16 protein-coding genes are annotated in these 22,246 nt (G+C 68.5%); 4 read left to right on the forward strand and 12 right to left on the reverse strand.

The features are described from left to right. Position 1 precedes the first annotated feature (1 nt). Positions 2-1,009 carry a glycosyltransferase gene (locus tag ABIN76_RS10640; protein WP_346959686.1) on the reverse strand — a complete coding sequence of 336 codons (1,008 nt, stop codon included), beginning with the start codon at positions 1,007-1,009 and terminating at the stop codon, positions 2-4. A gap of 130 nt (positions 1,010-1,139) precedes the next feature. Here ABIN76_RS10640 and ABIN76_RS10645 point away from each other — a divergent pair, with 130 nt between their 5' ends. The 3 genes from ABIN76_RS10645 to wecB all read left to right on the forward strand — a co-directional run bounded on the left by ABIN76_RS10645 (position 1,140) and on the right by wecB (position 5,565). Further along, complete coding sequence (locus ABIN76_RS10645) at positions 1,140-2,297, forward strand: glycosyltransferase (protein ID WP_346959687.1); 1,158 nt, start codon at positions 1,140-1,142, stop codon at positions 2,295-2,297. 109 nt (positions 2,298-2,406) lie between these two features. After that, positions 2,407-4,413 carry a DUF6541 family protein gene (locus ABIN76_RS10650; RefSeq protein ID WP_346959688.1) on the forward strand — a complete coding sequence of 669 codons (2,007 nt, stop codon included), beginning with the start codon at positions 2,407-2,409 and terminating at the stop codon, positions 4,411-4,413. Between the two features lie 75 nt (positions 4,414-4,488). Beyond that, the gene (gene wecB, locus ABIN76_RS10655) at positions 4,489-5,565 is read left to right on the forward strand and encodes a non-hydrolyzing UDP-N-acetylglucosamine 2-epimerase (protein WP_346959689.1); all 1,077 of its coding nucleotides are present in this window, start codon (positions 4,489-4,491) and stop codon (positions 5,563-5,565) included. Between the two features lie 107 nt (positions 5,566-5,672). Here the strand turns inward: wecB and ABIN76_RS10660 are convergent, their stop codons facing one another. From ABIN76_RS10660 to glf, 11 genes are all read right to left on the reverse strand, one after another. Beyond that, on the reverse strand, positions 5,673-6,773 hold the full coding sequence (locus ABIN76_RS10660; RefSeq protein WP_346959690.1) for a glycosyltransferase family 2 protein: 1,101 nt from the start codon (positions 6,771-6,773) through the stop codon (positions 5,673-5,675). Beyond that, on the reverse strand, positions 6,766-7,884 hold the full coding sequence (locus ABIN76_RS10665) for a glycosyltransferase family 4 protein (RefSeq protein ID WP_346959691.1): 1,119 nt from the start codon (positions 7,882-7,884) through the stop codon (positions 6,766-6,768). Before ABIN76_RS10665 ends, ABIN76_RS10660 begins: the two co-directional genes overlap by 8 nt. Continuing rightward, positions 7,881-8,987, reverse strand: coding sequence for a glycosyltransferase (locus ABIN76_RS10670; RefSeq protein WP_346959692.1), 1,107 nt, complete (start codon positions 8,985-8,987; stop codon positions 7,881-7,883). Before ABIN76_RS10670 ends, ABIN76_RS10665 begins: the two co-directional genes overlap by 4 nt. 53 nt (positions 8,988-9,040) lie before the next feature. Then, positions 9,041-10,036: a Gfo/Idh/MocA family oxidoreductase gene (locus ABIN76_RS10675; protein ID WP_346959693.1), complete on the reverse strand. Its 996-nt coding sequence runs from the start codon at positions 10,034-10,036 to the stop codon at positions 9,041-9,043. A 1-nt stretch (position 10,037) separates the two neighbouring features. Further along, a complete protein-coding gene (locus ABIN76_RS10680) occupies positions 10,038-11,129 on the reverse strand; it encodes a DegT/DnrJ/EryC1/StrS family aminotransferase (protein ID WP_346959694.1) in 1,092 nt (363 codons plus the stop codon). Next, positions 11,126-11,722, reverse strand: coding sequence for an acyltransferase (locus ABIN76_RS10685; protein WP_346959695.1), 597 nt, complete (start codon positions 11,720-11,722; stop codon positions 11,126-11,128). The genes ABIN76_RS10680 and ABIN76_RS10685 overlap by 4 nt, the downstream gene beginning before the upstream one ends. 48 nt (positions 11,723-11,770) lie before the next feature. Continuing rightward, positions 11,771-13,060, reverse strand: a complete 1,290-nt coding sequence (locus ABIN76_RS10690; protein WP_346959696.1) for a nucleotide sugar dehydrogenase — start codon at positions 13,058-13,060, stop codon at positions 11,771-11,773. Positions 13,061-13,162: 102 nt separating this feature from the next. Then, positions 13,163-13,888: an ABC transporter ATP-binding protein gene (locus ABIN76_RS10695; protein WP_346959697.1), complete on the reverse strand. Its 726-nt coding sequence runs from the start codon at positions 13,886-13,888 to the stop codon at positions 13,163-13,165. Continuing rightward, the gene (locus ABIN76_RS10700) at positions 13,888-14,766 is read right to left on the reverse strand and encodes an ABC transporter permease (protein ID WP_346959698.1); all 879 of its coding nucleotides are present in this window, start codon (positions 14,764-14,766) and stop codon (positions 13,888-13,890) included. The genes ABIN76_RS10695 and ABIN76_RS10700 overlap by 1 nt, the downstream gene beginning before the upstream one ends. After that, positions 14,763-16,661 (reverse strand): glycosyltransferase, encoded by a 1,899-nt coding sequence (locus ABIN76_RS10705; protein WP_346959729.1) that lies wholly within the window; start codon positions 16,659-16,661, stop codon positions 14,763-14,765. Before ABIN76_RS10705 ends, ABIN76_RS10700 begins: the two co-directional genes overlap by 4 nt. Before the next feature lie 119 nt (positions 16,662-16,780). Further along, positions 16,781-17,968 (reverse strand): UDP-galactopyranose mutase, encoded by a 1,188-nt coding sequence (glf, locus tag ABIN76_RS10710; protein ID WP_346959699.1) that lies wholly within the window; start codon positions 17,966-17,968, stop codon positions 16,781-16,783. Between the two features lie 271 nt (positions 17,969-18,239). On the opposite strand from glf, the gene ABIN76_RS10715 reads away from it, so the two are divergent. Further along, the gene (locus ABIN76_RS10715; RefSeq protein WP_346959700.1) at positions 18,240-22,229 is read left to right on the forward strand and encodes an FtsK/SpoIIIE domain-containing protein; all 3,990 of its coding nucleotides are present in this window, start codon (positions 18,240-18,242) and stop codon (positions 22,227-22,229) included. The last annotated feature ends 17 nt before the right edge of the window (positions 22,230-22,246 follow it).

A 22,246-nucleotide genomic window follows, 5' to 3' on the forward strand; every position in this document is an offset into this window, starting at 1 on the left:
GTCAGCCGCCGCTTGAGCCAGCGACCTCGCGGTACAGCGAATCCAGCCGCGCCACGTAGGACGCCGCGTCATAGCGCGGCAGCGCCCACGTCGCTCCCCTAAGCCGGCTGGCGGTGGCCCGGGGGTCCAGGAGCGCCCCGGCGACCTGCTCGACCACCTCGTCCTCGGAGCCTTCCAGCACAGGCGGCACCGTTCCGTCGTCAGGCCGGGGAAGCCGCCGGCCAAGGGCGGCCATGGGCGCTCCCATGCAGAGGGCCTCAAACTCGCTGGTGGCGAAGTTCTTCGTCGCCTGCCCGATGGTCAGGTGCGCGCGGGAGACCAGCCGGTGGAACTCGGTCTGCGGCATCCGTTCCAGCAGTTCCACCCCCGCGTCCGCCGCGGAGCCAGCCCCCGGGCCCCAGTTCAACCCCAGCATGCGGGTCTGCGGACCGACGGCCGCGCGCAGGGCGCGCGCCAGCCGCAACTGCTCGTCAACTCCCTTGTCCTCATCCCAGCGCGAGACGAAGAGGATGGTCGGTTCAGCTGCAGGGTCCCACGCCGGCAGTGCCGAAGCGTCAACGAGCGCCGGCAGGAATTCAGCGTCGGGACGCGCCGCGTGGGCGTTGTCGGCCGTGTCGTTGTTGGCGAAAAATACGTGGGCGGCGCCGTCGATCGCCCGCTGAATTTCGTCGTGGAAGTCCGGGTCCCGCCACTGTTTCCGGATGTCCGTGCCATGAAGCGTCAGCACGTAGGGCCGCCGCGGCATGCCCCGTTCCCGCAGCAGGCGTGCGCTGGTGGCGTAGTGGACGTGAACGACGTCGGCGCGCAGGAGCTTCGCGGCCCGGCGCGCAACATAGGGAGCAAAACGCGCCTTGGCAAGGACGGGGTTGGCCGGTGCCGCCGTCAGGGGGCGGACCTGTTCGGGCGGCAGGTAGTCCCAAGTGATACCGGCCCGCCCCGCGGCGCGGACCATGGACCGGGCGACGAAAGCGCAGTCGTTGAATTGCAGGACACGGGGACGGGGCGTCATCGCTGACTTCGTTCTTCGAAGGAAGGATGAGGTTCCCCGGACGACGTGGACGGAATCCCGAATTTCGCTTTGCACCCAGTAAGGTTATCGCGGGGCTCCCCAAATACTCTCGCTCAGGAGTGCTAAGTCCATGACCCAAAGCATCGAGGTCGTCATCCCTGTCCATGATCCGGCGCGGCCGGTAGCGCGCGGAATCGCTTCCGTCCTCGAGCAGCGTTCCGAACTGGCCGCCTGCGGCGTCGAGCTGCGCGTAACCGTGGTGCTGCACAACCTGGCGACGGACAGCCTGTCCCGCGGTCCCGGGTTCACGGCTGGACCGCCAGGGGCCGCCGGCGTCAGCTATCTCAGCCATTCCGACGGCGTCCCGTCACCGGCCGGCCCGCGCAACTTTGCCCTGAACCGCAGCACCGCTGATTACCTGAGCTTCCTCGACTCGGACGACTACCTGGAACCAGGGTCGCTGCTGTCCTGGTGGGAGGTGGCCGAGAAGCACCATGCCGCCGCCGTCATCGCACCGTTGCGGACACCCGAGGGAAACATCCTCGCGGCGCCACGGATCCGGCCGTCAAAGCCGCGCGTCCTGCACCCGCTCCGAGACGGGCTGGCGTACCGCAGCGTGCCGTACGGCCTGCTGCGCCGCGAGAGCCTGCAGGCCGTGGGGTTTGGCTACACCGAAGGCATCCTTACCGGTGAAGACCTCGAACCGACGCTGCGCCTGTGGTTCCGCTCCGGGCCCATCTGCTACCCCTACGGCGCCCCGGCGTACCGGCAAACCGACGACTCAGGACCGGCCCGCGTCACAAGCTCGATCCGGCCGCTGCGGCAGGAGTTCGCCTGGCTGGAGAACCTGCTGGAGGCTGACTGGCTGCGGCAGGCGACGACGCCGGAACGGCGCGCCATCGCGCATAAGATCCTGAGGGTGCACGGCATCGGCGCCCTGCTCCGGCGCGCGGACGCCCCCGGCTTCCTCGGCGACCCCCCGTTGTGGGACTCCGAGGAAAGTCTCTACTGGCGCGAACTGGCCACAAGGGTGATGTCTTTGGCGGGCGGTTCCATTCCAAGCATCAGCCGGCGTGACGCCAACTTTCTCCAAGCGGCTGGGGCGGCGAGCGATCTTCGTCAACTGCAGGTCCTGACGGCGGGATACCGGGCTTCCGGCAGGAGCGGGGAGCTGCTCACCCCACGGAAACTGGACTCGCTGTCGAACGATTCGATCATTCGTCACTACGTCAAAGAGAGACTGAGGGGCTGGACCGGCGTTTTCCGGGCACCGCCCGCCGCAACTTGACGACGGCACCCGTGCCCCGGCCCGGCCGGTTGCCGGCGGCTTCCGGGCACGGCGGGACCCACCGCGCTTGCTAGACTCGAGTCGATCATTCGGACGGGCAGGAGCATTGATGAACTGGTGGCAGGCGTTTCCCGCTATCGCCGTGGCCGCACTCCTGCTGTTCCTCCCGGGGTTGGTGCTCGCGCGCGCACTGGGCGCCAAAGGATACGCCACCGCAGCCATGGCCCCCTTGGCCTCCGCGGGACTCATCGGCCTGGCCGGCGTGGTGGGGGGACTGGTCCGGCTGGGCTGGGGGCTCCCCAGCTACCTGCTCGTGACCGCAGTCTGCACCGGCCTGGCGGTCCTGCTGCGACGGTTCCTTAGGGACCGGATCACCCCCGTCGCGCCGGCCTCGGCGGCACCCGCCGTCCAATGGGCTGCAATCCTGGGCGGCCTGGTGGCAGGGGCCACCCTCATCACCACCCGCCTGCTTCCGGCCATCGGCAAGCCCGGGAACTTCGCCCAGGTCTATGACAACGTCTTTCACCTCAACGCGATCCGCTACATCCTCGAGACCGGCAACGCATCGTCACTGACGCTGGGCCGAATGCTCACCCCTGACGCCGGGATAGCCATCTACCCTTCCGTATGGCATTCCCTGGCCGCCCTCGTGGCCCAGCTGACCAACAATGACGTCTTCGTCAGCGAAAACGCCGTCACCGTCGCGGTGAGCGCCCTGTTGTGGCCCTTCGCCTGCATCATGCTGGTCCGGGGCATCGTCGGTCCCCGTGTCCTGCCGCTCGTCGTGGCCGGCACCCTGAGCGGTGGCTTCTGGATTTTCCCTTTCCAATTGCTCCAGTGGGGCCCGCTGTACCCCAACACCCTTGCCTACAGCCTGCTGCCGCTGGCGCTGCTGGTCCTCGTGGGGTTGTTCAAGGCAGGCCGGGAAAGGTTCCTGGACAACATCAGTCTCTGGACTTTTTTGCTGGTTGCGCTGGCGGCATTGTTCCTCTCGCAACCCAATGGTGCCACGGCACTGATGGCGTTCTCCGTCCCGCTGATCGCCGGCTTGTGGTTTTCCCAGTTGCGCGCCCGGATCCGGGCCAGGGCCGGCGTCAAGCCCATCGCGGTCGTCGTCCTGTGGGGGGTGGCCTCAGCAGCTGCATTCCTGGTCATCTGGCAGGCCCTGCTCCTGAGCTATGACAACTGGAAGCCCAGCCGGACCCTGGCCGAGGCGGTAGGAGACGTCACGACCGGCACCCTCCTTGGCGGCAGCGAGACCATGGTCGCCTCGTGGGCGGCGCTGCTGGGCGTCGTCACCATCCTGCTGCGGCGGAAGGGGGCGTGGATGATTGCCTGCGCGCTCATTGCCGGCGCCCTCTACATCGTCGCCGTCTACCTGTACCAGGGCCGCTTCCGGCACTTCACGACCGGCAGTTGGTACCAGGATCCCTACCGGCTCGCCGGCCTGGTGCCGTTGTTCATGATTGTGCTGGCCGGCGTGGGCGCCGACGGCCTGGTGTCCGCGGTCAGGGGACTGCTTCAGCGCGTCGCCGCGAAACGATCCGCCGGCCGGCGGCTGGGACTCCCCGAGTTCAGGGGATCCGGCAGCCTGTACGCCGTCGCAGCAGCTGCGATCATGGCCGTCCTGCTCTCCAACCTGGTGAACAGCGTCCAAGGCCCCGGCCTGACCGTCGTCGCCGCGAAGATCACCAAGTCCTATTCCTTTTCCCCGGGCTGGGCGGTATCCAATGATGAGTTCGCCCTGATGTCCCGGCTGGGGTCGACAGTGCCGAAGGACGCCGTGATCGGCGTCAACCCGTTCAACGGCGGCCCGCTGGCCTACGCCGTTTCCGGCCGCCACGTGACGCAGTACCACATTTCGCCCGGGCCCGACGCCGAGCTGCGCAAGATCGCGAAGGACATCACCACGGCGCAGCCGGGATCGGACACCTGCCGGTTCGCGGCGAAAGACCATGTGGACTACATCCTCGACTTCGGCAGTTTTTACATGCTCAACTTCCCTGAAGCCCGGGCCTACCCCGCGTTCGTTGACGTCATGACGACCCCGGGCGCCAAGGTCGAACTCGTGGACCAGCAGGGCGCGGCCAAACTGTACAAGGTCGACGCCTGCTGAGCCTGCCGCTTCGGGGGCCCGTGCCCGGGGTCACAGCCGCCGTGGCCGGGTCCCGCAATCGCCTAAACTGGGACAATGCGTATTCTTAGTGTTGTCGGCGCAAGACCACAGTTTGTAAAGCTCGCACCGATCGCTGCGGCCCTGTCCGGCCGGGCGGAGCACCTCATTGCCCACACGGGCCAGCACTATGACGAACTCATGAGCGATGTCTTCTTCCGCGACCTGGGCATCCCGGCACCGGATTTCAACCTCGGCGTCGGGTCCGGCAAGCACGGGGCACAGACCGGGGCCATGCTCTCCGGCCTGGAGGAGATTCTGGAAGAGGCCAGGCCCGACTGCGTGCTGGTGTACGGGGACACGAATTCAACCCTGGCCGCGGCCATCGCCGCGGTCAAGCTGCACATCCCGCTGGCGCACCTTGAGGCAGGGCTACGCTCCTTCAACCGGCGGATGCCGGAAGAACACAACCGGGTCCTGACCGACCACGCCGCGGACCTGCTGCTGGCGCCGACGCAGGTTGCCGTCGACCACCTGGCCAATGAGGGCCTGGCGGCCATGACGGTCCTCGTCGGAGACGTGATGACCGATGTCCTGTACCAGGTCCGTGACCTGCTGCAGAGCCGGGACGAGCCGCTCCCCCTCGATGTGTCCCCGCAGGGCTTCTACGTCAGCACCATCCACCGCCCGGACAACACAGACTCGCCGTCCCGGCTCAAGTCCATCCTTGGGTCTCTGGCCTCACTGGACCGCCCCGTGCTCCTGCTGGCCCATCCGCGTCTGGTGAGCTTTGCCGAACGGCACGGGCTCGACCTCGAGCAGGGAAGCATCCGGGTGTGCCCGCCGCTGGCCTACCCGCAGCTGGTCAACGCCGTCGTCAACAGCGCGGGCGTCGTCACCGACTCGGGCGGACTGCAGAAGGAAGCCTTCCTGCTGCGGGTCCCGTGCACCACGATCCGTCCCGAGACAGAGTGGGTTGAAACCCTCGAGTCGCGGTGGAATGTCCTGGTGAGCGAAGACCTCTCCATCCTCGCCGACACCGTGCAGCGGCCCGCTCCGGAACCCACCGACGCTGCCCCGTACGGCGACGGGCACGCCGCCGAGAAGATCGTGGACGCGCTGCTGAAATTCAGCGCGGAGTCCGGCAGGAGCTAGGACGCGCAAGCGTCCGTCAGGGGCGGGAACGGGCCACAAGAGCCCTTTCCCGCCCCTGCTCCTCTCCGGCACCCGGAGCGCTGCCCGGTGGCCGGGTCTGTGCAGTCCTAGAGCAGCGCGGAGGCCGCCATGAACCGCAGCGGCGCTTCAGGTTGCAGCTGCACCGCCAGGTTCGATGCGATCAAGGTCTCCGGCCGTCCAAACCTGCGGCGTGCTGTTGCTGCCGCCAGGATCTCGGCCGTCGGGCTGAGCGCAAGGATCCCGCGGAGCAGCCGGGCGTCAGCCAGGGATAAGGGCCGCTCCGCCCCCGGTGCCGCGGCGAGAAGTTCCCGGGCCACGCGCGAAAGTTCTTCGCGGTCCGCGTCAGTCCAGCCGCCTTGTTCGGTGCGAGGGAGAATGACGCCAAACACATGAACCCGCAGCAGCTTGGTGACCAGGGCACGTCGATGCGCCAGGGAAAGCGCCAAGAACCAAGGGTCGGCGACCAGCTCCGTGGCAAAGGCGAACAACTCGCCAATGTCCCGTCGCTGTCCGGTGACCCGGTCTTCGGCGTCTGCGCCAACGACGTATTTACCGGCCCCGCGGGCGTAGTCGATCCGTCCGCCGCCGAACCAGAGTTTGGCGGAGAAGATCTGGTCCTCCCCCGTCCGCAAATCCGCGCTGAATTCAAGGCCAAGCCGCTGGATTTCGCTGCGTCGAAGCAGCCCCAGTGGCGCTGTTCGGTAGCTCAGGCGGTCCTTCACCGGATCGAGTTTAAATCGTCGGCCGACCCGCACCGGCGGGGTCCGTACCAGCGCCCCGGCGGCGTGCCGCTGCGGAGCAATAACCATCGCCGAGGAGTGCGTGCGGGCGAGGTGGAGCCAGTCGCGTAGGGCTCCGTGTTCAAGATAATCGTCGCTGCCAAGGATGCACACAAATTCAGCGGTGGCCTGGGCCAGCGCGTAGTTGAACGGCCCGGCCGGGCTGGGGATGCCGTCACGGAGTTCCAGGAATCTGGTGGCCGACGCCAATTCAGGCGGGACGTTGCCCGCAATCTCCTCCATGGAGATGTTGTGGCACACCACCGTAATCCGGACTCCGTCTGGGGCATTCAGCTCCAGGCCGGCCGAGGCAATCGAGGCGACGGCCCGTGCCACCGGCCGGGTGCTGCTGTGCACGGCAATGACGACGTCCACTGCCGGGGCTACGCCCGTTGTGCCGTTATCCATGTCGTCTCCGCCTTGTTGTCCCTTTGGTGGCCGGCACCCGGTCGTAGATGTCCTCGAAGAGCCGTCCGACAGTGCTTCGGCTGAACCTGGCCCGGATCGGCGCGGCAATGGCTGAGGGGTCGATTTCCGCGAAGGTCCGGCGGGCCGCGACGATGGCGGCGGCCAGGGACTCCGGCGAAGCGTCATCCACGAGGACGCCGTTCGCCGGGGTCACGTAGTCGGTGAACCCGCCCACCCGCGGTACGACGACGGCGCGCCCGGCAGAGAGGGCCTCGGCGGCGGAGGTGAAGAAGTTCTCGTGCGCCGTCGGGAGGAAAAATAGATGGGCCCGTTCGAAGAACGCAAAGACTTCTGCGGGGGGAACCGTGCCGACCAGGGTGACGTTTCCGTCGAGCTTCAGCTCCGTTATCAGTTCTTCGGCCTCCGGGCGCAGGGGTCCGTCACCCACCCAGCTGAGATGCACGTCGTGACCTGATTCCTTCAGCGCCGCAACGGTCCGAATGGCCAGCAGCGGCCTCTTGCCCGGAACTAGGCCGCCAACGGCGACCAGGCGCAGCCGATCCCCGGCGGGCAGCGGCTGCAGCGGACGCTCATTGGCGACAACACAGGGAACCAGCACCGCAGCCCCCGGACGTGCGAAGACCTGCAGTTTCTCCACGAGTTCCGCCGTTACTCCGGTGACAGCATGCGGAAGGCGCAGGACCCATCGCAACCATGCGAAACGTGGCCACAGCCCCGCCACGTTCCGCGGGTTAGTGACACCGCTCCAGTGTTCGGAATGCACCCAGGGCATCCGCCGCAGGAGAGCTGGCAAGGCGGCCACGAGTGCCGAGGAAAAGGCCATTGTGTGCAGCACATCCGCCGTCGAGCATTCCCTCAGCAGGCGCAGCACAGACAGTGCGGTCCACGGCCGGCGGGGGTCGAGGGAAATCCGTCGCACGGGCAGGCCGTCATAGGTTTCGGTAGCCGCGGGCAGCCCGCTGCCCAGCCGCATATGCACCACACGGACGTCGTGAAGGCGTTGGATCGCTTTCGCGTGCTCCAGATTGAAGGGTGCCTGCGCCGGCGACCCCGCACTGGGGAACCACGTGGTGACCACGAGAATTTTCAACGGTGGTTCCTCCCTAACGCCGCGATGACGGCAGCGGCCTCCTGGCCAGCTGCGGCGAGGGAGGCGTTGTCCGCCACCCACTGCGAGCGGAGTCCCCGGCCGGAGTCGGCGTTTTCCAGGGCGGCGACCATGGCGGCCGCCACCGCCTGTGGGTCGTGGGCGACGGCGTCGCCGAGTCCGTAGCCGGCCACCACGGCGGCCCCCTCGCCGGCGCCGGCGAAGATCACCCGGGTGCCGCACCCGGCGGCGGCGTAAATCTTGGTTGGCTTGGCGAAGTCATAGCCCTGGCCCGGCTTAATACTGACAAGTGCAGCCGCGGCTCCCCGCAGCCAGGACGCAGCCTGCCGGGGCGGAACGACGCCGCCGAAAACAACACCGCCCGGAGCGATCTCGGCGGCCAGCGCGCGGAGCGCCGGCTCGTCCGTTCCCTGCCCGAAAAAGCGGATCTCCGCGTCCGGGAACTTCTGCTGCACGATCGGCAGGGCGCGGACAAAGACGTCGGCTCCCTGCCATTCGGAGATGGTCCCGGTGTAGGCGAAATAGGGCCGCCGGCCGGCGACGGCCTCGACGTCGGGGTTGAAGACCGAAGTGTCGACCCCGTTGGCCACCACCCGGAGCCGTTCGGCCGGCACGCCGAACTTCGCGACCTGCTCGGCAACCGCGTCGGAGATCGCGATAACGCTGGAGGCGCGGCGCAACACAAAGCCTTCAACACGCCGCATCAGGCCGATGACGACGCCCGGCACATCCATGGCGGACAGCGCTTCGCTCCACACGTCTGCCGCGTAATAGACGAACGGACGGCGGCGCAGCCAGCTGCTGAGGGCCACCACCAGGCCGGTGGTGGGGGGCGGTTCGGAGACGACAACATCCGCGTCCAGTGCCAGCAGGCGGAAAAACGCCGGAATGTCGAAGCTCAGGTACTGCAGGTACCCCCGGACGTTGCCGCCCGGGTCCCGCAGCACCGGCCACCGGCTGATCCGGAACGGGACGCTGCCCGCCGAGGCACCCCCGGGGGCACGGGTCGTCACGACGTGCACCTCAGCTCCTGCCGCCACCAGCCCGTCCACCAACGCCTGGAGGCGGAATGCGGCGGCCCCCACTTCGGGTGTGAAAAGCCGGGTGGCGACCGCGACCCGCAATCGGGGACCGGCCGTCACGAGGCGGCGACTTTGACCATCTGCCCGCTGCGCGCGGACTCCAGCACGGCCTCGGCGACGGACAGGGTGTCGAGCCCTTCGCGCATGGTCACGACGTCGTTGCGCAGCCCCAGGACGGCGTCGCGGAAGGCTTCGTGCTCGGTACGCAGCGGCTCCGGCTTGGCGATCGCCAGCCGCGTCATGTTGCCCTCGGAGACACCCCGGAAGGCCGCCATGGACTCCCACTCCGTGGCCACGGTGCCGTTCTCGAAGAACGTCAGGTCCGCGGTCACCGTGTCGGCAACGAAGGCGCCCTTTTCGCCGGTGACGATGGTCAGGCGCTCCTTCATCGGGGAAAGCCAGTTCACCAGGTGGTTGGTGATGACACCGTTTTCCAGCTGGCCGGTTGCGGCGACCATGTCTTCATGCGGACGGCCGCTGCGGGTGGTGACATGGGCGAAGATCGACTCGAAGCGGCTCTGGGCGAGCCAGGCGGTCAGGTCGATATCGTGCGTGCCCAGGTCCTTGACGACGCCGACGTCGGCGATGCGCGAGGGGAAAGGACCCTGCCGGCGGGTGGCAATCTGGTACACCTCGCCGAGTTCGCCCGCTTCGATCCGCTTCCGCAGGGACTGCAGCGCCGGATTGAAGCGCTCGATGTGCCCGACGGCGCCGACCAGGTTCTTGGCCTCGAAGGCGTCGACGAGGCGCTGGCCTGCCGGGGCGCTGGCGGCGATCGGCTTCTCCACGAGGGTGTGGACGCCGGCTTCGGCCAGGGCCAGGCCGACTTCCTCGTGCATCCCGGTCGGGACAGCGGCGACGGCCATGTCGAGGCCCTGGGCGATCAGTTCCTCCACCGAGGACAGCACCTTGAGGCCGCCGGCGACGCCGTGCGGGTCGCCGTAGGCGTCCGCGACCGCCACCAGGTCGACGCCGGGCAGTTCGCGCAGGACGCGGGCGTGGTGCCGTCCCATCATTCCCAGCCCGATCAGGCCGACACGCAGGTTCGCCATCTCAGGCACCGGCCTTGGCGACGGCGTTAACCGCCGTGACGATCCGCTCGAGGTCATCCTGGCTCAGGGACGGGTGGACCGGCAGCGAGAGCACTTCCTTGGCTGCCGTTTCCGTGTTGGGCAGGTCTTCGGTGCGGTTGAAGGACGGGAGCCGGTGGTTCGGGACCGGGTAGTACACGCCGGTTCCGATGTTGTATTCCTCCCGCAGTGCCTTGGCCAGGCCGTCACGGTCCTCGGTGACCCGGATGGTGTACTGGTGGTAGACGTGGCCCGCGCCCGCCTTGACGGCCGGGGTCCCGACGTTCTCCAGGTGGGCGTCGAGGAAGGCAGCGTTCTGCTGCCGTTGCGCGGTCCAGGCCAGCACCTTGGTGAGCTGGACGCGGCCAATGGCCGCGTGCAGGTCGGTCATGCGGGCGTTGAAGCCGACGATTTCGTTCTCGTACTGCTTCTCCATGCCCTGGTTGCGCAGCAGCCGCAGCTTGTGCTCGACGGCGGGGTCCGACGTCGTGACCATGCCGCCCTCGCCGGAGGTCATGTTCTTGGTCGGGTACAGGCTGAACATGGCGAAGGTGCCGAAGCTGCCCACCTTCTTGCCGTTAAAGCTGGCGCCGTGCGCCTGGGCGGCGTCCTCGTACAGGTCGATGCCCCGCTCCGCGGCGAGCCGGCCGAGGCCCTCGACGTCGAACGGGTGGCCGTAGAGGTGGACCGGCATGATGCCCTTGGTCTTCTCCGTGATCAGCGAAGCGACATGGTCCGTGTCCAGGGTGTAGTGGTCCAGTTCGATGTCGGCGAACACCGGAGTGGCGCCGGTCAGCGCCACCGCGTTGCCGGTGGCGGCAAAGGTGAACGAGGGCACGATGACCTCGTCGCCCGGGCCGACGCCGGCGGCGAGGAGGCCAAGGTGCAGCCCGGAGGTGCCGGAGTTCACGGCGACGGCCGCGCGGCCGTCAACCAGCACCGAGGAGAACTCGGTTTCGAACTCCGCTACCTGCTTGCCTTGGGCCAGCATTCCGGAGGCGAGGACGGCATCGACGGCCGCCCGCTCTTCATCGCCGATGATCGGCTTGGCTGCGGGGATAAAGTCCAGGCTCATGCGTTGTCCTCTGCCTCTTTCAGGAAGTTTTCTTCTTCAACATATTTGGCGCCCGTCTCGGGGCACACCCAGAAGCCGTCCGCCTCACGCAGCGGGAAGCCGGCCTTGCCGACCCACCCGAGCCGCTTGGCCGGTACGCCGGCCATCAGGGCGAACGCCGGGACATCCTTGGTAACGACGGCGCCCGCGGCGATGGTCGCCCAGCGTCCGATCGTGACCGGTGCGACGCACACGGCCCGGGCGCCGATGGACGCTCCATCCTCGATGGTGACACCCACCGGGGTCCAGTCGTGCGCGCTCTTCAACGATCCGTCCGGGCTGACCGAGCGCGGGTAGGTGTCGTTCGTCAGGACCACCGCGGGTCCGATGAAGACGCCCTTCCCCAGCTTGGCGGGCTCGTAGACCAGAGCGTAGTTCTGGATCTTGGTGTTGTCGCCGATCTGGACGCCGGTGCCGACATAGGCGCCGCGGCCGACGATGCAATTTTCTCCCAGGACGGCGTCTTCACGCACCTGGGCCAGGTGCCAGATCTTGGTGCCGGCGCCCAGCACCGCGCGGTCCGAAACATCAGCGCTCGGGGCAATGTTATTCATCGTGGATCTCCTGTCAAAGGGAAGAAGTGATCGGCGCGCGGGTCGGGGTCAGGCCTTGCCGATGACGCGGTACTGGACGCCGTCCCAGGCCTCGGCGCTGCTCACGCGGCGGCCGTCGATGAACACCCGGACGCCCGGGAGGTCCTGCGGCCCGAGGGTCCGGTACTCGGCGTGATCGGCCTGGACCACGGCCGCATCGGCCGGCTCCCCCAGGTGGTAGGGCTGGAAGCCCAGCTTCTGGAGTTCCTCGTCGGTGTACAGCGGGTCGTGGACGAGTGCCGTGGCGCCGCGGGATTCGAGTGCCTTGACGGCGTCGAAGACACCGGAGAACGCCGTTTCCTTAACGCCGCCGCGGTACGCGGCGCCCAGGACCACCACCCGGGCTCCCGCCAGGTCGCCGTAGGCGCCCTCCAGCAGGCCGATGGTGTAGGCCGGCATGCCGGCGTTGGCCGCGCGGGCGGCGCGCACCACGGTGGCCTCCGGATCGTTCCAGAGGTACAGCCGCGGGTAGACGGGGATGCAGTGTCCGCCGACGGCGATTCCGGGCGTGTGGATGTGGCTGTAGGGCTGGGAGTTGGCGGCCTCGATGACCTGGTAGATGTCGATCCCGGCCGTGGCGGCGAAGCGGGCGAACTGGTTGGCCAGTCCGATGTTGACGTCGCGGTAGGTGGTTTCGGCAAGCTTGGCCAGCTCCGAGGCCTCGGCGGACCCCAGGTCCCACACGCCGTTCGGGCGGACCAGGTCGGCCCGCTCGTCGAAGTCCAGCACGGCCTCGTAAAACTCGACGGCCTTGGCTGCGCCGGCCGGCGAGAGGCCGCCCACCAGTTTGGGGTACTTGCGCAGGTCCTCGAACACCCGGCCGGTGAGGACCCGCTCCGGCGAGAACACGAGGTGGAAGTCCTGGCCCTCGACCAGGCCGGAGGCGGCTTCCAGGGCCGGCTTCCAGCGGCTGCGGGTGGTGCCGACCGGGAGGGTGGTCTCGTAGGAGACCAGGGTGCCGGGCGTCAGGTGCTTGCCCAGTTCCGCGGTGGCCGCGTCCATCCAGCCGAAGTCAGGGTTCGCGTCGGCGTCGACAAACAGCGGGACGACCAGCACGACGACGTCGGCGTCGGGGACCGCGTCCGCGTAGTCGGTGGTGGCCCGGAGCTTGCCGGCGGGCACCAGCTCGGAAAGCTTTTCCTGCAGGTGGGCTTCGCCGGGGAACGGCTCCGTTCCGGCGTTGATGAGGTCGACAACCTGCCGGTTCACGTCGACTCCGACGACCTCATGACCCTTGGACGCAAACTGGACGGCCAAGGGCAGGCCGATCTTTCCCAACGCAATTACAGCAATCTTCACGATTCTCGTGCCTTTTCTCTCATACCTGATGGCGGGGCCAAAGGACCTGTCTCCACCCTAGCGGCTGCCGCACGGCGGCGGCGTTGTAGCGGGGCCGGACGGCTAGTTGCGGAGCCGGCTGACCGCCTCGTGGATCGGCCCATCAAACAATACATTTCCGTGCTCAAGCAGGACACCGCGGGCGCAGATCCGGGAGACCAGGTCCAGGTCGTGGCTGACGACGACGAGCGTCTTGCCGCGCTCGGCCAGCTCCTGGATCTTGTCGATGCACTTGCGCTGGAACGGTTCATCGCCCACGGCCAGGATCTCGTCGATCAGGAAGACCTCGGGATCGGTGTGGACTGCTACGGAGAACGCCAGGCGCAGGTACATGCCGGAGGAGTAGAACTTCACCTCGGTGTCGATGAATTCGCCGATTTCCGCGAATTCCACGATCGACTCGAAGCGGTCGTTCACCTCCTGCTCGGTCATCCCCAGGATGGCTCCGTTGAGGTAGACGTTGTCGCGGCCGGAAAGGTCGGGATGGAAACCGGCGCCGACCTCGATCAGGCCGGCGACCCGGCCCCGGGTGCGCACCGATCCGCTGTCCGGGAGCATCACACCGGAGATGTGCTTGAGCAGCGTGGATTTGCCGGAGCCGTTCAGCCCGAGCAGTGCAACGGTTTCGCCGGTCTGGACATGCAGCGAGACGTTCCGCAGGGCGTGGAACTTCTTGGTCAGGTCGCCTTTCCTGCCCTTGGCCAGCCACACCACCGTCTCCTTGATGGAGCGGGTGTGGCGGAGCACGAACTGCTTGCTGATATCGGTGACTTCAATTGCGTTTACCACTACAGCTCCTGGGCGAAACGGCCCTCGAGCCGCCTAAAGGTGAATTGGCCGAGCGCCAGGACGAGGACGGACACGACGAGGCCGACCGGGAACCAGAGCCCCAGCAGGTCCGGCGGCATGGGCGAAGACCCGTCGGTGGTGGGGTACCAGAACGCGTAATGGAACAGCTCCACGCCGACCGTGATCGGATTGGCCTGGTAGACCGCGAAGGCGGCCGCACCGAGTTTCGCCTCAACCATGGACCACGCGTACATCACCGGCGACGCCCAGGTCGCCACCATCAGCAGCATGTCGACCAGGTTCTCGGAGTCCCTGAAATAAACGTTCGCGGCACCGAAGAGCAACCCGAGTCCGGCGGCCAGCAGTGCAACGATGGCGAACCCGCCGACGGCCGAGAGCAGCTGGAAAAGGTCCGGCTTCCAGCCGGTGAACAGGCACGCCGTCACCAGCACCACCAGCTGCGGGAAGAAGTGCACCGCCGAGACCCACACCGACGCGACCGGGAAGAGCTCCCGGGGCAGGTAGATCTTCTTGATCAGGTTGCCGTTGTACACGATGGACCGGGCAGCGTTCCCCAGGGCCTCCGTGAAGAAGTTGATCAGGACGATGCCGGAGAACAGGTAGACCGCGTAGTTCGTCAGCCCTTCCGGATTCCGGGGGCTCCGCTCCAGCCCGAGGAAGACCCCGAGCGCGATGTAGAAGACGATGAACTGGACGCCCGGCTTGACGTAGGACCAGAGCAGGCCCAGGACCGATCCCCGGTAGCGGATCTTGAGTTCCTTGCGGACCAGCAGCTTGAGCAGGAACCGCGAACGGGCCACGTCGGCCAGGCCGCGGCCCAGGCCGGGCTCAACGAGTTCCTGGGTGCTGGCGGTCATCGGGTGCTGTCACCTTTGCTGTTGGCGTCGAAGGTCTGCTTCCACGCGTCCATCGAGGTGATCTCGGCGAGGGCGCCGCGGTATTCCTGCTTGAGGGCCGGCCACCGGCGCAGCACCTCGCCGTAAACCTTGACGCTTTCGGCGAGCAGGGCGCGCACCCGGCGGGGATCGCGCTTGTACCAGGACACCGCGCTGCCCTCGGCGTTGGAGACCAGTGCGCTGTCGAACTGGGAGACCCGCCACCACTTGTTGTCCTGGTGGGGCACGATGGTCTCAGGGTGGGCCTTGGACGTGTCCGACACCGGGAAACCGACGTGCCGGACCACAGTCTTTGCCACCCACGGCAGCAGCCCCAGGTAGGACGGCACCGAGACGCCCTTGCCGCGGCGCGGAACCTTGGTGGACAACACCGACGGGTAGTCGTCAAAGCTCGGCTTGAACTGGGCTTCCGAGAACTCCTGGGCCATGGCACGGATCTCGGGGAGCTTGGTGGGAAGCATCTTGTGCAGGCTCCCGGGTCCCTGCAGCAGATCCTTCATGGCCTCGATGCGGCCCTGCAGCGTGTAGTACTGCATCGAAATGTTGTGCTTGAGGTCCAGCTTGATCGAGTTCTCCACCAGGCCGCCGCCGAAATCGTAGGGGCTGTGCAGCAGTGCGTAGATGAACCGGTTCCGGGTGTGGAAGTAGGCCTGCCAGCCGACCAGGTCGTCCTTGTCGATCCAGGAAACATGCCAGACAGCGGACCCCGGCAGCGACACCGTGTTGTACCCGGCGGCCTTGGCGCGGACTCCGTATTCGGAATCGTCCCACTTGATGAAGACGGGCAGCGACAGGCCGATCTCACGGATCACCGCGGTAGGGATCAGGCACATCCACCAGCCGTTGTAGTCGACGTCGACGCGGCGGTGCATCCACGGGGTGTCCCGCAGGTTCCGCTGCGCGAAGTTGTGGCGCATTTCCTGGTTGGGGTTGGGTTCGGCCGGGCCGATCAGGTACGGGTTGACGACCTCGCCCAGGGTGTGCAGGACGTTGCGGTCGTGCAGGTCGAACATGTGGCCGCCGACGAGGGTGGGCTTCTTGCAGTAGTCAGCGAAGGTGCCCAGCCGGATGAGGCTCTCGGCCTCGATGACGACGTCGTCGTCGAGCAGCAGGACGTAGTCGCTGCCGTTCTCCACCGCCTCGTACATGCCGCGGGCGAAGCCGCCGGAACCGCCCAGGTTGTTCTGGTCAATGATGCGCAGCTTGCCGCCGAGTGCACTCTCAACTTCGGCGAAGCCCTCGGCATCGGCCACCTTGTCGGTGCCCTGGTCGACGACGATGACTTCCTTCACGTGCTCCAGGGCCTCCGGGTGCTGCCCCAGGATACGGAGGTTGTTGATGCAGTAGGCGGTCTTGTTCAGCGTCGTGATTTCGAGCGTGATCAATCCGGTCTGCCGCCGCGCGGCCCGGGTCTGCCATTCGGCGCCGACGAACTCCATGTCGTCGGTTCCGGCGGTGATGTCGAACCAGTACCAGCCGCCGTCGCCGAAGGGGGCCAGGGACAGGACGAACTCCGTCTGCGCTTCGCCGTCGACCCTGGTGGTCTCGACGTGTTGCAGCGAGCCGCGGGCGTTGGAGCGGTAGATGCTGACGGTGCCCCGCCCGGACGTCCGGACCTGGAGACGGACCTCTTCCACCGTGGTCCAGCGGCGCCAGTAACTCGCCGCGAAGGCATTGAAATAGGTGGCGAAGGAGATCCGCTCGCCGGCCCGCACCGAGGCGCTGGTCCGCGAGGTGATGTCATCCGCGTGCGCCATCCGGGCCGGGTCGAGGAGCTTGACCGGCGTCTTGGAACGGCCGAACCCGGACAGTTCCGCCGAGATGTCGGTGGCACTGCTCACCACGCCGGAGTCCATGTAGAGCGGGAGGGTCTCGTGTCCCCGCTCCCCCGGCAGGATCACACGCTGGATGGTTTGCCAGGCGGCGTCGTTGCCCGGCCCGGCGGTCACGGTCTGGTTGTCCTGCTGGCCTACGCTCACGCGTCCACCCCTCCGCTTTCAATCTTGGCGCCACCCTCGAAATGCGGGCGGATCTTGTTCTCGAACATGGTCAGGGCGGAGCCGATGGCCATGTGCATGTCCAGGTACTTGTAGGTGCCGAGGCGCCCGCCGAACAGCACGTCCTTCTCCGCGGCCGCGAGGTCACGGTACTTGAGCAGGCGTTCGCGGTCCGCGGGGGTGTTGATGGGGTAATAGGGCTCGTCGCCCTTTTCCGCCGCACGGGAGAACTCGCGCATGATGACGGTCTTCTCCGTCTGGTAGTCGCGCTCGGGGTGGAAGTGGCGCGGTTCGATGATGCGGGTGTAGGCGACATCGGCGTCGTTGTAGTTGACCACCGACGTTCCCTGGAAGTCCCCGACGTCGAGCACCTCCTCCTCGAAGTCGATGGTGCGCCAGGAGAGGTCGCCCTCGGCGTAGTCGAAGTAGCGGTCCACCGGTCCGGTGTAGACGACGGGGATGTTGCCGACGAGTTTGTCCTTGCTGTACTCGTGGGACTCGTCGAAGAAGTCGGTGTTGAGTCGGACTTCGATGTTCGGGTGCTCGGCCATCTTCTCGATCCACGCGGTGTAGCCGTTGGTCGGCAGGCCCTCGTACTTGTCGTTGAAGTAGCGGTTATCGTAGTTGTAGCGCACCGGGAGGCGGGAGATGATGCCGGCGGGCAGGTCCTTGGGATCCGTCTGCCACTGCTTGCCGGTGTAGTGCTTGATGAACGCCTCGTAGAGCGGCCGGCCGATGAGCTGGATGCCTTTGTCGTTGAGGTTCTGCGGGTCGGTGCCCGCCAGCTCTCCGGCCTGTTCCTTGATCAGGTCCTGGGCCTGGCCCGGGGTCAGGTTCGCGCGGAAAAACTGGTTGATGGTGGCCAGGTTGATGGGCAGGGAGTAAACCTCGCCCTTGTGGACGCCGTAGACCTTGTGCACGTAGTTCGTGAACGTCGTGAAGCGGTTGACGTACTCCCACACGCGGTCGTTTGAGGTGTGGAAAAGGTGGGCACCGTACCGGTGGACTTCGATCCCGGTCTGCTCCTCCTTTTCGCTGTAAGCATTGCCGCCGATGTGGTGGCGGCGGTCGATGACGACGACCTTCAAGCCCAGCTCGGTGGCGGCCTGTTCTGCGATTGTCAGGCCGAAAAAGCCCGACCCTACGATGACGAGGTCAGCGGTCACAAAATCTCCTGGTTCGAATGCGGGCAGCGCAACGTTGTGCATCGTCTGCTGCTCTAGACTACCGAGCGTTATGCCGGAGCCACGAATCGCGGCGTCCCGGGCGCTGTGCCGCCGGCGGCCCCCGGCCCCGTGCTATGCCCGGCCGCCCGTTGCGCCGGAGGCACTTTTCCACCTCCGGGCGTTATCCACATGGCTGGATTGTGTTGCCACCGGCGCCGGGCCGGTCCCTAGCCTGTTTTAAGTACACGTCTGAGCAGGAGGGAGTTTCCCGGTGTTGCTGCACTGCACCCTGGTCCGCGGGCCGGGCGCCGCACCAGGAATAACGGCTGACCCGGTTGAGCTGTCCGTGGAGCTGCCGCGCGGCTGCCCGGGAACCGAACTCGAGGCAGCGGTGGCCCGGCAATACGACACCACCGGCCTGACGGTGGCCGGCGTGCCGCTGGGCACCCTGGCCGCCGGGGATGCCCCGCTGGTCAGCGGCGCGGTCCTGGTCGACGGCGCCCCTGCCGGCCCGGCGCCCGACGGCGGAGCCGCCCTTCTGCTGGCCGTGCTCAGCGGACCGGGGGCGGGGACGCTGCTGCCGCTGCGCCGCGGAAGCTACCGCGTGGGCCGGGGCGGAACGGACCTGATCCTCCCCGACCCGGAGCTGTCCCGCGCACACGCGCTGCTGGAGGTGGCCGATACGGGGGTCACCCTGGTCGATCTGGGCAGCGCGAACGGCACCACAGTCGACGGCAAACCGGTCACCAGCGTGCGGGTCTCCAGCGACTCCATCATCGGCTGCGGCCAGTCCACCCTGGGCCTGGTGTTCCGCGGCGGCCGCGCGGCCCGGCGAAGCCCGGCGGCGGGGCCCGGCGGCTCCGATGCCGGCCGTGACACGTCGGAGCCGCTGCGGATCCCGAACCCGGGTCCCGCCGGCAACCGCGCGGCCCTGGTGCTGACCGCCGTGGTCCCGCTGGCCGTGGGCGTTGCGCTGGCCGTGGGCACGGGGCTGTGGATGTTCCTGGCGTTCTCGGCCCTGTCCGCGGTGTCGGTCCTGGTACCGGCACTGTCCGGCCGGAGGCGGCGGCGCGAGCTGAAGGCCGCCATCGCCGCCGCCGTCGACGAGGACCGCGGCCGGCGCCGGCGGGCCGCCCCCTCCGCCGCGGACCTCGCCCTCAACGCCGGGGCCCCGGACTCCGGCGAGGCCCGGGACGGACCCGACGGCGGCCCCGTCTGGTTGCGGCTTGGCCTCGCCCGGGAAACCGCGAGAATCAGCCTGGTTCCGGACGACCCCGCATTCCTGGCCCCTGCCGTGGGACTGGTTCCGGTGTGCCTGGACCCCGCCGCGCCGGCCGGTTTCCGCGGCCCGGAAGATGCCCTCGCCGGGCTGGTCCGTTTCCTGGTCATGCAGCTGGCGAGCTTCCCCCGGGCGCGCCGGACGCGGATTCTGCTGCACGGTCCCGTCCGGTCACTGCCGCCCGCGGCCCGCTTTCTGTCGCAGGTGTCCCTGTCTGCCAGCGGGTCACTGACCGCAGCGGACCTTGCCGCCGGCCCCGGCCCGGGCTGGGACCGGGGCGTGCTGATCGTGCTGCCCGGGACGGACCATGCCGCGGCGCTCTGCGCTGCGGGGGCCGGCTGCGGCTGGCAGGTGCTGGATTGTGCCGCCGCCTCTCACCCCGGTCCTGGCCAGACGGTCGTGCTGGGCGGGCGCGGGGCCGTGCTCACCATCGGCACCGCCAGGACCGTCTTCACCCCCGATCTTGTGCCGGCGGAGGTGTTTGACCGGTTCTGCCGAAGCGCGGGCGGAGCGGAGCCCGCGCCGGAGGCAGGCTCCTCGCGCGTCCCGGACGCGTGCCGGCTGGGTGAGCTTCTGCCGCTCTCGGCCGGAGAGATCGAGCGGCGCTGGTCCGCGGCCGGCGGCCAGCCCCGGCGGGGACTGCCTGTTCCGGTCGGCCGGGCGGCAGCGGGGCCGCTCCACCTGGACCTGGAGTCGGACGGGCCGCACCTGCTGGTGGCCGGGACCACCGGATCCGGAAAGTCCGAGTTCCTGCGCACCCTCGTGGCCGGGCTGGCGGCCAGCTACCCGCCGAACCTGCTCAACCTGCTTTTCGTGGACTTCAAAGGCGGCTCCGGGCTCGGACCGCTGACCGGCCTGCCGCATTGCGTCGGCATGCTGACCGACCTGGCCAGCCACGAGGTGGAGCGCAGCCTGGCGTCGCTGCGCGCGGAAGTCCGGTACCGGGAGGAACTGCTGGCCGCGGCCGGAGTCCCGGACCTGTCCTCCTACCCGGCACAAACCTCCGGGGTGCCGGCGCTGCCCCGGCTGGTCCTGGTGATCGACGAGTTCAGAATGCTGGTCGAGGAGGCGCCCGCCGCACTGCGGGAGCTCATGCGGATCGCGGCAATCGGACGGTCCCTGGGGATCCACCTCGTCATGGCCACGCAGCGCGCCCAGGGAGCACTCTCAGCAGACATCCGGGCCAATGTCACCAGCAGCGTCGTGCTGCGGGTCCAGTCGGAGCTGGAGTCCGCCGACGTCATGGATTCCCGGCTCGCCGCGGCCATTCCGCTGGACAGCCCGGGGCGGGCCTACCTGCTGCGCGGCAACGCGGCACCCGAGGAATTCCAGACCGCTGTCCTGACAGCCGCACCGCAGGCCGCCGGCCAGGCCGTGACCGTCATGACGGCCGCGGCCCGGCTGGACCGGGAGCCTGCATCCCGCCGAAACGCCCCGGGGCCTCGCGTCCTGGCCACCCCCGCCCAGGCTGCTGCTCCGCTGGTCCGGCTGACGTCAGGGCTGTGGGCCGGGCATGGCGGCGGGCTCCCCCGGCGCCCTGTAGCCCCGCCGCTGCCCGTGCGGTTGCCGTTTCCCCGGGCTGGAACCGGACTGGCCGCCACTGCGGCCGCGCCGGGCGTGCTGCTGGGGATGGTGGACGTGCCCGAACAGCAGCAACTCCGCGAACTCCGTTGGCACGCGGGCGGGCACGGCCATCTTGCCCTCATCGGAGACGCCCGCGGCGGCACGTCCACCGGGCCCGCAGCGGCCTGCCAGCTGGCCGTGGAACAGCTGCTGGGCGATGACGTCGAATCCCACCTGTACATCCTCGACGCCGACGGCTCCCTGCGCCGCGCGGCGGGCTCGCCCCGGACCGGTGCATGGGCGGGCGCCGATGAGCTGCGCCGCGCCGTCCGGGTGCTGGAGCGGCTGGCCGGGGAAATCCGGAGCCGGTTGACCGCTCCCGGAGCGGCACCTGCCCCTCCGCTGGTCCTCGTGCTCAACCACTGGGGGTCGTGGGTCTCCGCGTTTCGGTCGAGTCCCCTGGCGTGGACCGAGGACCTCGTGAACGACATCATCCGGGACGGCCCAGGGGCGGGCCTGACCGTCATCGTCTCCGGCGGGCGCGAACTTGTGACGGCACGGTTCTTTGCGGCGCTTCCCAACCGCATCTTCTTTCCGGCCGGATCGACGGAGGAAAGCAGGCACGGCTGGCCGCGGCTGCCGGAAATTCCGGCCCTGCCCGGCAGGGTGGCCGCAGCCGGCGCCTTCGCCGGGGCCACTGCGCACGCGGCGCAGCTGTGCGAGCCGCCGGAGGCAGGGATCCGGACGAACACCCGCGGCGGCCTGACCGTTCGGCCGTTCCGGGTTGAGCCGCTTCCCGCGGTAGTGACCGTCCCCGAGGTCCGGGCCCGGATCGGCCCGGAGCTCCCGGCGCCGCCCGCCGGCCCCGGGTGGCTCTGGGTCGGGTTGGGCGGGGATGAACCCGGCCCGGCCGGCCTGCCGCTGCCGCCGGGCACCGTCCTGGCCGTGCTTGGCGGACCCGGAGCGGGCAAAAGCTGCCTGCTGCGGGCGCTGCCGGGCCTCAATCCTGTGCTCGAGTGGCTGCGGCCCGGGCCCGGCGCCCGGCCGGAGGACTACTGGTCGGCCGTCCTGGCGCGGGCGCGGGCCGGGCAGCTCGACCGCGGCGCCATCGCTCTGGCCGATGACCTGGACCTTGCCGGCATGGACACCAACATGCGGCTGGTGGAGCTCAACGGGCTGGGCTGGACTGTGGTGCTGACCGCCGGTTACCGGCCGCTGCTCCAGCAGCGGGTGCCGCTGGCGCTCCAGGTCCGTGGCCAGGGCTGCGGGATCCTGATCGCCCCCCGCGCCGCGGCCGATGCGGATCTTTTTGGCATCCGGTTCGAGCCGGAGCACAGCCCGCCGCCAGGCCGGGCCGTCCTTGTGGTCAACGGCCGGCCCGCGGCCGTGCAGTTGGCGATCGAGGTGCCGCCGGCGTAGCGCGGTTCCGGGAGCCC

Source organism: uncultured Arthrobacter sp. (assembly GCF_964021775.1).
Taxonomy (GTDB): Bacteria; Actinomycetota; Actinomycetes; order Actinomycetales; family Micrococcaceae; genus Arthrobacter.